This is a genomic window from Pseudomonas sp. S2_F03 (genome assembly GCF_054668335.1).
Genome location: NZ_CP162759.1, coordinates 2,802,703 through 2,817,095 on the forward strand (window position 1 = coordinate 2,802,703; position 14,393 = coordinate 2,817,095).

11 protein-coding genes and 4 pseudogenes are annotated in these 14,393 nt (G+C 59.3%); 11 read left to right on the forward strand and 4 right to left on the reverse strand.

Going from position 1 to position 14,393, the window contains the following annotated elements:
* Positions 1 to 9 precede the first annotated feature (9 nt).
* From coaBC to argB, 4 genes and pseudogenes are all read left to right on the forward strand, one after another.
* On the forward strand, positions 10 to 1,218 hold the full coding sequence (coaBC, locus tag AB4N76_RS13245) for a bifunctional phosphopantothenoylcysteine decarboxylase/phosphopantothenate--cysteine ligase CoaBC (RefSeq protein ID WP_046030674.1): 1,209 nt from the start codon (positions 10 to 12) through the stop codon (positions 1,216 to 1,218).
* Between the two features lie 5 nt (positions 1,219 to 1,223).
* Positions 1,224 to 1,679, forward strand: coding sequence for a dUTP diphosphatase (dut, locus tag AB4N76_RS13250; RefSeq protein ID WP_046030675.1), 456 nt, complete (start codon positions 1,224 to 1,226; stop codon positions 1,677 to 1,679).
* A 275-nt stretch (positions 1,680 to 1,954) separates the two neighbouring features.
* Positions 1,955 to 3,331: pseudogene (locus AB4N76_RS13255) on the forward strand (phosphomannomutase/phosphoglucomutase); the annotation flags it as partial.
* Positions 3,332 to 3,348: 17 nt separating this feature from the next.
* A complete protein-coding gene (gene argB, locus AB4N76_RS13260; protein WP_046030681.1) occupies positions 3,349 to 4,254 on the forward strand; it encodes an acetylglutamate kinase in 906 nt (301 codons plus the stop codon).
* Positions 4,255 to 4,418: 164 nt separating this feature from the next.
* Here argB and pyrE read toward each other — a convergent pair whose 3' ends face one another.
* Positions 4,419 to 5,063, reverse strand: a complete 645-nt coding sequence (pyrE, locus tag AB4N76_RS13265; protein WP_046030683.1) for an orotate phosphoribosyltransferase — start codon at positions 5,061 to 5,063, stop codon at positions 4,419 to 4,421.
* 81 nt (positions 5,064 to 5,144) lie between these two features.
* On the opposite strand from pyrE, the gene AB4N76_RS13270 reads away from it, so the two are divergent.
* A complete protein-coding gene (locus AB4N76_RS13270; protein ID WP_003176915.1) occupies positions 5,145 to 5,924 on the forward strand; it encodes an exodeoxyribonuclease III in 780 nt (259 codons plus the stop codon).
* A 107-nt stretch (positions 5,925 to 6,031) separates the two neighbouring features.
* Here the strand turns inward: AB4N76_RS13270 and gltS are convergent, their stop codons facing one another.
* The 3 genes from gltS to rph form a co-directional block, all read right to left on the reverse strand.
* Positions 6,032 to 7,240 carry a sodium/glutamate symporter gene (gene gltS, locus AB4N76_RS13275; protein ID WP_046030684.1) on the reverse strand — a complete coding sequence of 403 codons (1,209 nt, stop codon included), beginning with the start codon at positions 7,238 to 7,240 and terminating at the stop codon, positions 6,032 to 6,034.
* Positions 7,241 to 7,636: 396 nt separating this feature from the next.
* Positions 7,637 to 8,005: a DUF4870 domain-containing protein gene (locus tag AB4N76_RS13280; protein WP_046030685.1), complete on the reverse strand. Its 369-nt coding sequence runs from the start codon at positions 8,003 to 8,005 to the stop codon at positions 7,637 to 7,639.
* A 29-nt stretch (positions 8,006 to 8,034) separates the two neighbouring features.
* Positions 8,035 to 8,757 carry a ribonuclease PH gene (rph, locus tag AB4N76_RS13285; RefSeq protein WP_460164535.1) on the reverse strand — a complete coding sequence of 241 codons (723 nt, stop codon included), beginning with the start codon at positions 8,755 to 8,757 and terminating at the stop codon, positions 8,035 to 8,037.
* Positions 8,758 to 9,025: 268 nt separating this feature from the next.
* Between rph and AB4N76_RS13290 the strand changes: the two are divergent.
* From AB4N76_RS13290 to AB4N76_RS13315, 6 genes and pseudogenes are all read left to right on the forward strand, one after another.
* Positions 9,026 to 9,890, forward strand: a pseudogene (locus tag AB4N76_RS13290) (YicC/YloC family endoribonuclease).
* A 12-nt stretch (positions 9,891 to 9,902) separates the two neighbouring features.
* Positions 9,903 to 10,502: pseudogene (gmk, locus tag AB4N76_RS13295) on the forward strand (guanylate kinase); the annotation flags it as partial.
* 188 nt (positions 10,503 to 10,690) lie between these two features.
* Positions 10,691 to 10,954 carry a DNA-directed RNA polymerase subunit omega gene (gene rpoZ, locus AB4N76_RS13300; RefSeq protein ID WP_003177259.1) on the forward strand — a complete coding sequence of 88 codons (264 nt, stop codon included), beginning with the start codon at positions 10,691 to 10,693 and terminating at the stop codon, positions 10,952 to 10,954.
* A 56-nt stretch (positions 10,955 to 11,010) separates the two neighbouring features.
* Positions 11,011 to 13,115 (forward strand): annotated as a pseudogene (gene spoT / locus AB4N76_RS13305) (bifunctional GTP diphosphokinase/guanosine-3',5'-bis pyrophosphate 3'-pyrophosphohydrolase).
* Positions 13,116 to 13,140: 25 nt separating this feature from the next.
* Entirely contained in the window at positions 13,141 to 13,521 is a 381-nt protein-coding gene (locus AB4N76_RS13310; RefSeq protein WP_003229509.1) for a RidA family protein, read from the forward strand.
* Between the two features lie 56 nt (positions 13,522 to 13,577).
* Positions 13,578 to 14,318: a hypothetical protein gene (locus AB4N76_RS13315; protein ID WP_046030692.1), complete on the forward strand. Its 741-nt coding sequence runs from the start codon at positions 13,578 to 13,580 to the stop codon at positions 14,316 to 14,318.
* The last annotated feature ends 75 nt before the right edge of the window (positions 14,319 to 14,393 follow it).

Sequence of the window (14,393 nt, forward strand, 5' to 3'; positions counted from 1 at the left end):
GGCAGACCTATGCAGCGGCTGTATCGGAAACGCATCGTTCTGGGCGTCGGCGGCGGCATCGCTGCCTACAAGAGCGCCGACCTGGTTCGCCGCCTGATGGACCAGGGCGCCGAAGTGCGCGTGGTCATGACCCGTGGCGGTGCCGAGTTCATCACCCCGCTGACCATGCAGGCCCTGTCCGGGCACCCTGTGCACCTGGACCTGCTGGACCCGGCAGCCGAAGCGGCGATGGGCCACATCGAGCTGGCCAAATGGGCAGACCTGGTGCTGATCGCCCCGGCGACCGCCGACCTGATCGCGCGCCTGGCCCAAGGCATCGCCAACGACCTGTTGACCACGCTGGTGCTGGCCACCGACGCCGTGGTCGCCGTTGCCCCGGCGATGAACCAGGCCATGTGGCGCGATCCGGCGACCCAGGCCAACCTGCAAACCCTCGAAAGCCGCGACATCAAAACCTTCGGCCCGGCCTCCGGCAGCCAGGCCTGTGGCGACGTTGGCCTGGGCCGTATGCTCGAAGCCACCGACCTTGCCCAGTGCGCGGCGGACTGTTTCCAGCGCCAGGCGCTGACTGGCAAACACGTGCTGATCACCGCCGGTCCGACCCAGGAAAACATCGACCCGGTGCGCTACATCACCAACCACAGCTCCGGGAAAATGGGCTTTGCCCTGGCCGAAGCCGCGGTGGAAGCCGGCGCCCGCGTGACCTTGATCACCGGCCCGGTGCACCTGCCAACGCCGGATCGCGTTACGCGCATTGACGTAGTCAGTGCCCGCGACATGCTCGCCGCGTGCGAAGCCGCGATCCCTTGCGACCTGTTCATCGCCTCGGCAGCGGTCGCGGACTACCGTCCGGAAGTGGTCGCCCCACAGAAACTCAAGAAAGACCCTACGAACGGCGACGGCTTGTTGCTACAAATGGTGCGCAACCCGGACATCCTGGCCACCATCGCCACACGCCCCGACCGCCCGTTCAGTGTCGGTTTTGCCGCCGAGACCGAACACCTGCTCGATTACGCTGCCCGCAAGTTGAAAGACAAAAACCTCGATTTGATCGTCGCCAACGACGTCGCCAACCCGAGCATTGGCTTCAACAGCGAAGAAAACGCCTGCAGCGTGATCGACCGTGAGCTTCACGCCACACTTTTCGCCCAGACCAGCAAGAGCAAGATTGCTCGCCAGCTGATCACTTTTATCGCCGAACGTCTGAACCAGGTTTAATTTACATGCACGCTTTGCAAGCCAAGATCCTCGACCCTCGCATCGGTACTGAATTCCCGCTGCCGCAATACGCCACCCCAGGCTCCGCCGGCCTCGACCTGCGCGCCATGCTGGAAAAAGACATCGTGATCAAGCCGGGTGAAACCGTGCTGATCCCGACCGGCCTGTCGGTTTACATCGGCGACCCGGGCCTGGCGGCACTGATCCTGCCGCGCTCTGGCCTGGGCCATAAGCACGGCATCGTGCTGGGCAACCTGGTCGGCTTGATCGACTCCGATTACCAAGGCCCATTGATGGTGTCCTGCTGGAACCGTGGCCAGACCGATTTCACCATGGTCATTGGCGAGCGTCTGGCCCAGCTGGTTCTGGTACCTGTGGTGCAAGCGCATTTCGAGATGGTCGAAGAATTCGTCGAAACCCAGCGCGGCACGGGCGGTTTCGGTCACTCCGGTAGCCACTGATCAAAAAACAGGCAACAGGATGGTGAGGGACTTGCTCCCTCGCCCCATTTGCTCTGAAAGTTGAACATTCATCTGGAAGGTTTACCGCTGAAAATCAAGGCATTGGCCGGCCAAATCACCGCTGACATCACTGGCATGGCCTTTTCGCACCACGAACTCTCTGTGGAAAACACCGTCATACCCTTCAGTTTGAGCCTGCCGACGAATGATTCGCCGGTCTGTCCAGCCACTTTCGAGATGGAGCATTTCCACAGATGAACAGCCCAGCCCACATCGCCCCCAAGTTCCCCGACAGCATTTTCCGCGCCTACGATATCCGCGGCACCGTCCCGGAATTTCTGAATGCTGAAACGGCCTACTGGCTCGGCCGTGCCATCGGCGCCCAAAGCCTGGCTCAGGACGAACCCAATGTTTCGGTTGGCCGTGACGGCCGCCTGTCTGGCCCGGAACTGGTCGAGCAACTGATCAAGGGGTTGGTCGACGCCGGCTGCCAGGTCAGCGACGTTGGCCTGGTACCAACGCCGGCGCTGTATTACGCCGCCAACGTGCTGGCGGGCAAGTCCGGCGTGATGTTGACCGGCAGCCACAACCCGTCGAACTACAACGGCTTCAAGATCGTCATCGCCGGCGATACACTGGCCAACGAACAGATCCAGGCCCTGCACGACCGCCTCAAGACCAACAACCTGAGCAGCGGCAAAGGCAGCGTCACCAAGGTCGACATCCTCGACCGCTATAACACCGAAATCGTCCAGGACATCAAACTGGCCCGCCGCCTGAAAGTCGTCGTGGACTGCGGCAACGGCGCGGCCGGCGTGATCGCCCCGCAACTGATCGAAGCGCTGAACTGCGAAGTCATCCCGCTGTTCTGCGAAGTCGACGGCAACTTCCCCAACCACCACCCGGACCCGGGCAAGCCTGAAAACCTCGTGGACCTGATCGCCAAGGTCAAGGAAACCAACGCCGACCTGGGCCTGGCCTTCGACGGCGATGGCGACCGCGTTGGCGTGGTGACCAACACCGGCAGCATCGTCTACCCGGACCGCCTGCTGATGCTGTTCGCCCGCGACGTTGTAGCGCGCAACCCGGACGCGGAAATCATCTTCGACGTCAAATGCACCCGCCGCCTGGTTCCGCTGATCAAGGAATACGGTGGTCGGCCGCTAATGTGGAAGACCGGTCATTCGTTGATCAAAAAGAAAATGAAACAATCCGGCGCACTGCTGGCCGGCGAAATGAGCGGGCACATCTTCTTCAAGGAGCGCTGGTTCGGTTTCGACGACGGCATTTACAGCGCCGCGCGGTTGCTGGAGATCCTCAGCAAGGAAAAATCATCGGCCGAAGAGCTGTTTGCGACCTTCCCGAACGATATTTCTACGCCGGAAATCAATATCCATGTGACCGAAGAGAGCAAATTCAGCATCATTGATGCATTGCACGATGCGACGTGGGGCGAAGGCGCTGACCTGACCACCATCGACGGCGTGCGAGTCGACTACGCCAAAGGCTGGGGCCTGGTGCGCGCATCCAACACCACACCGGTGCTGGTGCTGCGCTTCGAGGCCGATGACGAGGCTGAATTGCAGCGCATCAAGGACGTGTTCCATGTCCAGTTGAAGCGTGTTGCACCTGATCTCCAACTACCGTTCTGATTCACCCGGAGCCCTGAATGACCCTCGAACGCGAAGCCGCCGCCAACACCGCCAAGGTCCTGTCCGAAGCGCTGCCTTATATTCGCCGCTATGTCGGCAAGACACTGGTGATCAAATACGGCGGTAACGCGATGGAAAGCGAGGAGCTGAAAACCGGCTTCGCCCGCGACATCGTGTTGATGAAAGCCGTGGGTATCAACCCGGTGGTGGTTCACGGTGGCGGCCCGCAAATCGGCGACCTGCTCAAGCGCCTGTCGATCGAAAGCCACTTTGTCGATGGCATGCGCGTCACCGACGCCGCGACCATGGACGTGGTGGAAATGGTGTTGGGCGGCCAGGTCAACAAGGACATCGTCAACCTGATCAACCGTCACGGCGGCAGCGCCATCGGCCTGACCGGTAAAGACGCCGAGCTGATTCGTGCGAAGAAGCTCACCGTCACCCGCCAGACCCCAGAGATGACCCAGCCGGAAATCATCGACATCGGCCACGTCGGCGAAGTGGTCGGCATCAACACTGACCTGCTGAACCTGCTGGTCAAAGGTGACTTCATCCCGGTGATCGCGCCGATTGGCGTCGGCGCCAACGGTGAGTCGTACAACATCAACGCTGACCTGGTGGCCGGTAAAGTTGCCGAAGCACTGAAAGCTGAAAAGCTGATGCTGCTGACCAACATCGCTGGCCTGATGGACAAATCGGGGACGGTCCTGACCGGCCTGACCACCCAACAGGTCGACGATCTGATCGCCGACGGCACCATCTACGGCGGCATGCTGCCGAAAATCCGTTGCGCGCTGGAAGCGGTGCAAGGCGGCGTGGGCAGCTCGCTGATCATCGATGGTCGCGTGCCTAACGCGATCCTGCTGGAAATCTTCACCGATACCGGCGTGGGCACCTTGATCAGCAATCGCAAGCGCCCTTAAGCGATTGCGAATACAAAAAGACCCCGCTCAGCCTGGCTGAGCGGGGTCTTTTTTGCCTGCGATCCCTGTAGGAGCAAGGCTTGCCCGCGATGAACGATAACGCGGTGCATCAGAGACACCACGGCGTATCAATCGCGGGCAAGCCTTGCTCCTACAGGTCAGTGCTAGACGCCGAATTGGGCGCGGTAGGCTTCTACGGCAGGCAAATGCTGCTTGAGCTGCGGATCGTCTGCCAGGAATTCCAGCACCTGGTTCAACGACACAATGCTGATGACAGGGATACCGAAGTCACGCTCGACTTCCTGGATTGCCGACAACTCGCCGTTGCCACGCTCCTGACGGTTCAGGGCGATCAGCACGCCCTTGGCCTTGGCGCCGTCCTGGGAAGCGATGATCTGCATCACCTCACGAATCGCGGTCCCTGCAGTGATCACGTCATCGATGATCAACACATCGCCGGTCAGCGGTGCACCGACCAGGCTACCGCCTTCGCCGTGGGCCTTGGCTTCTTTGCGATTGAAGCACCATGGCAGATCACGGTCATGATGTTCAGCCAGTGCCACCGCAGTGGTCGCCGCCAACGGGATGCCTTTGTAGGCCGGGCCAAACAGCACGTCGAACGAAATGCCGCTCTCGACGATGGCTGCCGCGTAGAAGCGACCCAGCTGTGCAAGTGCCGAACCCGAGTTGAACAGGCCGGCATTGAAGAAGTAAGGACTGGTACGCCCGGACTTCAGGGTGAACTCACCGAAGCGCAAAACGCCGCGATCGATGGCAAAACGAATGAAATCGCGCTGATACGCTTGCATGCAAAAACCCCAAATACCACGGATTTAGCTAATTAGGTTGACGCCGTGTATCATACACGCACGCGATTTTTGGGGCCATTTATGCGGATCATCAGTGTGAACGTCAATGGTATTCAGGCTGCAGTCGAGCGTGGTTTGCTCAGTTGGCTGCAAGCACAGAATGCCGACGTCATCTGCCTGCAGGACACCCGCGCCTCCGCCTTTGAACTGGACGATCCAGCCTTCCAACTGGATGGCTACTTCCTTTATGCCTGCGATGCCGAAGTCCCCGCCCAAGGTGGCGTGGCTTTGTATTCGCGGTTGCAACCGAAGGCAGTCATCAGCGGCCTGGGCTTCGAGACAGCCGACCGCTACGGGCGTTACCTGCAAGCCGATTTCGACAAGGTCAGCATCGCGACCTTGCTGCTCCCTTCGGGGCAGAACGGCGATGAAGACTTGAACCAGAAGTTCAAGCTAATGGACGATTTCGCCCGTTATCTGGATAAACAGCGGCGCAAACGTCGCGAGTACATTTACTGTGGCTCGCTGTACGTGGCGCAACAAAAGCTGGATATCAAGAACTGGCGCGACAGCCAGCAATCCCCGGGCTTCCTGGCACCTGAGCGTGCCTGGATGGACGAGATTGTCGGCAATATGGGTTATGTTGATGCCCTGCGCGAAGTCAGCCGTGAAGGCGACCAGTACAGCTGGTGGCCAGATAACGAACAGGCTGAGATGCTCAACCTGGGCTGGCGTTTCGACTACCAGTTGCTGACCCCGGGTCTGCGCCGCTTTGTTCGCAGCGCACGTCTGCCACGTCAGCCACGGTTCTCGCAGCATGCACCGCTGATCGTGGACTACGACTGGACGCTAACCATCTAAGCGCCGTGTCGCTGTCGACCGAAAAAAAATGCCCGTATCGCAAGATACGGGCATTTTTTATGCGCCAGTCAAAGGGGGGGGAACGCTCGCTGAATGTGGCTCACACCTCAAACAGCGACAAAGAACGGCAGCGCAAGGTACAACTTGATCACGATCACATTAATGATGTCGATGAAGAAAGCCCCCACCATTGGCACTACCAGAAACGCTATCTGCGAAGGTCCGTAGCGTTGTGTCACCGCTTGCATGTTAGCGATGGCAGTAGGCGTGGCACCCAGCCCAAAACCACAGTGCCCCGCCGCCAGCACTGCCGCATCGTAGTTACTGCCCATAACCCTGAATGTCACGAAAATCGCGAACAGCGCCATGACCAACGTTTGCACCGCCAGGATGATGAAGAACGGCAAGGCCAGAGAGGCCAGATCCCACAGCTTGAGCGACATCAGGGCGATCGCCAGAAACAGCGACAGGCTGACATTCCCCAGCACCGAGACTTCACGCTCAAACACCTGATACAAGCCAAGCGCTGAAAGCCCGTTGCGTAAAACCACCCCCACGAACAAGACGCACACAAACGTCGGCAACTCAAAGGCAGTCCCTTGCAGTACGCCATTCAGCAGATTGCCGGCCAATAGACTGACCGCGATCAGAGCGAGGGTCTCGATAAACGAAAATGGCGTAATCGAACGCTCTTTGTTCGGCTGTTCAAAACCTTTTGGCAACCGCGGTGCTTCCTGGTTGTTGCAGCCGGGCACCTGAACACGCTTGATCAGCAGGCGCGCAACCGGGCCACCAATCAAGCCACCCAGCACCAGACCAAACGTCGCAGAAGCAATCGCCAGCTCAGAGGCGGAAGCCAAACCGTATCTCTCCCTGAATACCGCCCCCCATGCTGCGCCCGTACCGTGGCCGCCCGCCAAGGTGATCGAGCCCGTCAGCAGCCCCATCAACGGATCGAGCCCCAGCATTTTGGCGAGGCCGATGCCCATTGCGTTCTGCACCACCAGAAGTCCGGTGACCGCCAGTAGGAATATCCCCACGACGCGACCTCCCTTCTTCAGGCTGGCGAAGTCTGCACTCAAGCCGATGGTGGCGAAAAACGCCAGCATCAAGGGAGTTTGCAGTGAAGTATCGAAGCGGACTTCAATCTCCAGAGTTCGCAATACCAGGAGAACCAGGGCAACCACGAGACCGCCGGCTACTGGCTCGGGGATATTGTAATTGCGCAGAAAACCAACACGTGTAACAAGACCGCGCCCCAGCAAAAGCACTAAGGAGGCAGCCACAAGCGTTCCATAAAAATCGAGCTGAATCATTGGGATTATTCTTGGCTATATATTCAGAGGCGAACTTTTTACCTGAGCACGCCTCTTGAATCGGCTGAAGTTCTCAACACTGATTGCATTTAAATTCAAGGACCTTCGATGGCCTGAATATATCGAAATATTTCTGGAGGAATATTACTTGGGGCAACTTTATCAATCGCCAAGTCCCATTGCCAAGGACATAGCCAGTGTTGAGGCACTGCAGTTGTGACTAAAGATGTAAGAGCGATAGTGGGTAAATACTTGTGGCCTCTGGTGATCGCCGATATCACCGACGGTACAGACTGGATAAGTTAATTGAATTACAAAAATACAAATGCCCCGACAAGTCAGTGCATTTGTTTTAAAGCGTTGTTTGCTGCAACTTCCAACGGGGATGCCAGCTCGTTACTTGATCAACCGCCAGGTGAACGGATAGCGATAAGGAAAACCTTCGTTGGCCTTCACGCCCGCAATAATCGTCAGCACCAACGCGCCAATCGCCACCAGACCGAACAGGAAGAACCCCACGATCACCACCATCAACAGGAAGCAGATAGTGGAGGCAATGGCGACGGTGATCTGAAAGTTCAGCGCCTCCTTGCCCTGCGCATCGACGAAGGGGTCCATCTCACGTTTCATCTGCCAGAGAATCAGCGGGCCGATCAGCGTGCCGAACGGAATCCAGATCCCCAGCAAGGCGGACAAGTGACAAAACATTGCCCACTGCCGAACTTCTTTGCTCGGCGTGGGAAGCAGCTGTTGCTCGTCACTCATACCGTCCTCCTTGTCTGGTGCGGGTCCAATCAGTCGGCCAGTGCAGCCTTCTGCAGTTCGAAGATCTCGTTCATGCCTTTCTTCGCCAGTTCCAGCATAGCGTTCAGCTCTTCAGGCTGGAACGGTGCGCCTTCGGCAGTGCCCTGAACTTCGATGAAACCGCCAGTACTGGTCATCACCACGTTGAGGTCGGTCTCGGCAGCCGAGTCTTCCAGGTAGTCGAGGTCGAGCACTGGTTCGCCCTGATACATACCCACCGAAACGGCAGCGATCATTTGCTTGAGCGGGTCGCCGCCTTTCAGGCCGCCGCGCTTCTTGATCACTTTCAAGGCATCGACCAGCGCAACCATGGCACCGGTGATGGACGCGGTACGGGTGCCGCCGTCAGCCTGGATCACGTCGCAGTCGACATACAGGGTCACGTCGCCCAGCTTGGACATGTCCAGCGCCGCGCGCAGGGAACGACCGATCAAACGCTGGATTTCCAGGGTACGGCCGCCTTGCTTGCCACGGCTCGCTTCACGCTGGTTACGCTCGCCGGTGGCGCGCGGCAGCATGCCGTACTCGGCGGTCAACCAGCCTTGGCCCTGACCTTTGAGGAAACGCGGCACGCCGTTTTCGACGCTGACGGTGCAGATGACTTTGGTGTCACCGAACTCGACCAGTACAGAACCCTCGGCGTGTTTGGTGTAGTTGCGGTTAATGCGGATCGAGCGGAGCTGATCGGCAACGCGACCACTTGGACGTTTCATAGGGAATACCTGTACGGGGACGGAAAACTGCGGAGCATTATAGAGCCGTCGGCCACGACTGGGCACTTCTAAAAAATTTGGCCGACGACCGAAGGCCCTGAACAGCGCTTTACCGACGGCCTGCCGCCTTTTGTCACAGCGTGTGTTTGGGCGCATCCGCCCCACTGCGCTACAATCCTGCGCCTTTGCTGCCTGTCGGCTTTAATTCACAGATATCGGGTCTGCGACACCCTTGGTAACGCATTGACCCGACTTGCGAGGTACCTCCATGGTGCACAGCATGACCGCCTTCGCCCGCGTTGAAAAAGCCGGCACCCAAGGCACCCTGAGCTGGGAACTGCGCTCGGTCAACAGCCGCTACCTGGAGCCGCACTTGCGCCTGCCGGAGTCGTTTCGCGACCTCGAAGGTGCGGTCCGCGAAGCCCTGCGCCAGGGAATCTCCCGGGGCAAGCTTGAATGCACCCTGCGCTTCACCGAAGAAAACACCGACAAACCCCTGCAAGTGGACCGCGAGCGCGCCGCACAACTGGTCGCCGCCGCCGAGACGATTGCCAGCCTGATCAAAAATCTCTGCGCCGCTCAACCCGCTGGAAGTGCTGGCCTGGCCAGGCGTGCTGGTAGGCGACGCCACCGACCCGCAAGCCCTGAATGCCGAAGCGCTGGCGCTGTTCAACGAAGGCCTGAAAGAACTCAAGGCCGGCCGCGAACGCGAAGGCGCGGAGTTGGCACGGCTGATCAACGATCGCCTGACCGCCATTGAAGAAGACGTCGTCACCCTGCGCGAACTGGTCCCGCAGATGCTTGCCACACAGCGCCAGAAAGTCCTCGACCGCTTCGCCGACATGAAGGCCGATCTGGACCCGCAGCGACTGGAGCAGGAAATGGTCCTGCTCGCGCAAAAGAGCGATGTGGCCGAAGAACTGGATCGCCTGAGCACTCACATCATCGAAGTTCGCCGGGTCCTCAAATCCGGTGGCGCTGCTGGACGGCGCCTGGACTTCCTGATGCAGGAACTCAACCGCGAAGCCAACACACTGGGCTCCAAAGCCTTCGACCCGCGCAGCACCCAGGCTGCGGTCAACCTCAAAGTGTTGATCGAGCAGATGCGTGAACAAGTGCAGAATATTGAGTAAGGCAACCCCGACATGACCCACAGCACCGGCACCCTGTACATCATTTCCGCGCCTTCGGGCGCGGGCAAGAGCAGTCTGGTCAAGGCCCTGACCGACGATGATCAAGAGATCCGCGTCTCGGTCTCCCACACCACCCGCGCCATGCGTCCCGGTGAAGTGAATGGCGTGAACTACAACTTCGTCACGCGCGAAGAGTTCGTGAAGATGATCGAGCACGGGGACTTCCTGGAGCGCGCCGAAGTGTTCGGCAACCTCTATGGCACCTCGCAAAGCCACCTGCAACAGACCCTGGACGCGGGCCACGACCTGATTCTGGAAATCGACTGGCAAGGTGCCGAGCAGGTGCGCAAGCTGATGCCTCAGGCGCGTTCGATCTTCATTCTGCCGCCGTCGCTTCAAGCCTTGCATCAGCGCCTGACCAACCGTGGCCAAGACAGTGACGAGATCATAGACGGCCGGATGCGCGAAGCCGTCAGCGAGATGAGCCACTATGTCGACTACGACTACCTGATCATCAACGACGATTTCGCTCACGCACTGCATGATCTGAAGGCGATTTTCCGTGCCAATCAGCTGCATCAGAAGCGTCAGCAGCAGCGTAACGGAAAACTTTGGCCGAATTGCTCGGCTAATCAGCTCTTCCCAAAACTGCTGCAAGGGCTTTACATTGGTACTTGCAGCGCGTTGAAGGGTCTGGTCAGAAAATCAGCGCTTCCCTAATCGCTGGTGATTTTTTAAACTGTTGAGTCCGCTCGCCCAACCGGGCAGCGCGCATATTGCATTCGCTCCGGAGGAATACCATGGCCCGCGTAACCGTTGAAGACTGCCTAGAACACGTGGAAAACCGCTTTGAGCTGGTCATGCTCTCTACCAAGCGTGCCCGTCAACTGGCCACCGGCGGCAAAGAGCCCCTGGTTCAGTGGGAAAACGACAAGCCTACCGTTGTAGCCCTGCGCGAAATCGCGGAAGGCCTGATGAGCTACGAGTTCATCGCCAACGCTGAAATCGTCGAAGACGAACCGCTGTTCGCAGCGTTCGAGGACGAGTCCAACGAGGCCGTCTAAGCCATGCCTGGTCGACGTAGCACGGCGCGGGGTCACAGCGAACGGCAGGAATTATCATGCCGAGCATAGACGCCCTCGCCAATCGCTTATCGACCTATCTCGGCAGGGACCAGGTCAACCTGGTCCGCCGAGCGTACTTCTACGCCGAACAAGCCCACGACGGTCAACGCCGCCGTAGCGGTGAGGCGTACGTCACGCATCCTCTTGCAGTGGCGAATATTCTTGCCGACATGCACATGGACCATCAGAGCTTGATGGCGGCCATGCTGCATGACGTGATCGAAGACACCGGTATTGCCAAGGAAGCGCTGCAAGCGCAGTTCGGCGAAACCGTGGCCGAACTGGTCGACGGGGTCAGCAAACTGACCCAGATGAACTTCGAGACCAAAGCCGAAGCCCAGGCCGAAAACTTCCAGAAAATGGCGATGGCCATGGCGCGCGATATTCGCGTGATCCTGGTCAAACTGGCCGACCGCCTGCACAACATGCGGACCCTGGAAGTGCTGTCCGGCGAAAAGCGCCGGCGGATCGCCAAGGAAACCCTGGAAATCTATGCGCCCATCGCCAACCGGCTGGGCATGCACGCCATCCGCATAGAGTTCGAAGACCTCGGCTTCAAGGCCATGCACCCGATGCGTTCCGCGCGGATCAACCAGGCGGTCAAACGCGCCCGGGGCAACCGCAAGGAAATCGTCAACAAGATCGAAGAGTCCCTCAGCCACTGCCTGGCCATCGACGGCATTCAGGGCGAGGTCAGCGGTCGCCAGAAACACCTCTACGGCATCTACAAGAAAATGCGCGGCAAGCGTCGGGCCTTCAACGAGATCATGGACGTCTACGCGTTCCGGATCATCGTCGACAAGGTCGACACCTGCTACCGCGTGTTGGGTGCTGTGCATAATTTGTACAAACCGTTGCCGGGGCGCTTCAAGGATTACATCGCAATCCCCAAGGCCAACGGCTACCAGTCGCTGCACACCACGCTGTTCGGCATGCACGGTGTACCGATCGAGATCCAGATCCGCACCCGTGAAATGGAAGAGATGGCCAACAACGGCATCGCCGCCCATTGGCTGTACAAATCCAGCGGCGACGAACAGCCAAAAGGCACGCATGCCCGCGCCCGCCAGTGGGTCAAAGGCGTGCTCGAAATGCAGCAACGCGCCGGCAACTCGCTGGAATTCATCGAAAGCGTGAAGATCGACCTGTTCCCGGACGAGGTCTACGTGTTCACGCCCAAAGGCCGGATCATGGAGCTGCCCAAAGGCTCCACGGCGGTCGACTTCGCTTACGCGGTGCATACCGACGTGGGCAACAGCTGCATCGCCTGTCGGATCAATCGTCGTCTCGCACCGCTGTCCGAACCGCTGCAAAGCGGCTCCACGGTCGAGATCGTCAGCGCCCCCGGCGCACGTCCGAACCCGGCCTGGCTCAACTTTGTGGTCACCGGCAAGGCGCGTACGCACATCCGCCATGCGCTGAAACTGCAACGCCGCTCCGAATCCATCAGCCTGGGCGAACGCCTGCTGAACAAGGTGCTGAACGGCTTCGACAGTTCGCTGGAAAAAATCCATCCCGAGCGCGTCACGGCGATGCTTGCCGAGTACCGCCTGGAACTGATCGAAGACCTGCTGGAAGACATCGGCCTGGGCAATCGCATGGCTTATGTGGTCGCCCGCCGCCTGCTTGGCGAAGGCGAGCAGCTGCCAAGCCCGGAAGGCCCGCTGGCGATTCGCGGCACCGAAGGTCTGGTACTCAGCTACGCCAGTGCTGCACACCGATCCCGGGCGACCCGATTGTCGGTCACCTGTCAGCGGGCAAAGGCATGGTCGTGCACCTGGACAACTGCCGCAACATCAGCGAAATCCGCCACAACCCGGAAAAATGCATCCAGCTCTCGTGGGCCAAGGATGTCACCGGCGAATTCAACGTCGAGTTGCGCGTCGAACTGGAACACCAGCGCGGCCTGATCGCGCTGCTGGCCAGCAGCGTCAATGCGGCCGACGGCAACATAGAAAAAATCAGCATGGACGAACGCGACGGTCGTATCAGCGTGGTCCAACTGGTGGTCAGCGTGCACGACCGCGTGCATCTGGCCCGCGTGATCAAGAAACTGCGTGCCTTGACCGGGGTGATCCGCATCACCCGCATGCGTGCGTAAAGCCCACTATTACAAGGAGTCATTCATGACCAAGACTGTTATCACCAGCGACAAGGCCCCGGCCGCTATCGGTACATACTCCCAGGCGATCAAGGCTGGCAACACTGTTTACATGTCGGGTCAAATTCCTCTGGACCCAAAAACCATGGAACTGGTTGAAGGCTTCGAAGCCCAGACCGTCCAGGTGTTCGAGAACCTCAAGGCCGTGGCCGAAGCGGCGGGCGGTTCGTTCAAGGACATCGTCAAACTGAACATCTTCCTCACCGACCTGAGCCACTTCGCCAAGGTCAACGAGATCATGGGCAAGTACTTTGACCAGCCTTACCCTGCCCGCGCCGCCATCGGCGTGGCTGCCCTGCCAAAGGGTTCGCAGGTTGAGATGGACGCCATTCTGGTCATCGAGTAATATGCACGGCGCAGCCCCAAAAGGCTGCGCCGATCTTGTTTTGAAAGGATTCCACCATGCGCCAAGCGCTAGCTCTCTCGCTGGTCGCCCTACTCTTGGGCGGTTGTGCCAGCAACCCTGCCGACCGTGACGTCAGCGGCACCTGGATCAATCAGGTGGCGATCGACGCTGCAGCCAAAGGCGGCCCCCTGCGTGAAGCGCTCCAGGCCTATGGCCCGAACCTGGAATGGGACATCAACACCAAGGCCGGACAGGCCCGCTACACCAACGGATTTGAAAATGTCGAAGGCAAGCTGCTGGGCGAACAGTCCGGCGCCTGGAAAGTCGACTTTTATGGCAGCTCCGCCAGCGAGCTGAAGCGTGACGGCAAGCGACTGAGCCAGATCGCCAGTGACAATGAGCCTGCGCAAGTCTTCGACCGCGCGCAGATTCAGGTTCCGGAGGGCGCACCGATTGGCGCGAGCTTCGAACGTTCGCTGTACTCGGCCTACATGGGCGGCAGCTGGAAAATCGTCAGCGGCCCCGGCGAAGGCAATACCGTGCAATTCCAGGCGGACGGCCAGGTTGCCGGCCTGCCCGGCGCAGACCGCTATGCCCTGTGCCTGGCCGGTGATTGCGCGTCGATGAGCGGCGGCAACGACAATATCTGGTTGCAGTTGAACGGTCAGGGCAATACCTGGATCTTCGCTCGCAAGGGCGACGAACTGGAGATTTTCCAGACGATGAACGCGGCACAGGCGGACGAGATGCCTTCGTTCACGCCGGGTGATCGCAAGTGGGTGCTGGAAAAGCAGTAACCCGGATCTGAAGCCAAAAGATAACCCTGTGGGAGCGGGCTTGCCCATGATGAGGTCATAACATTCAACATCCAG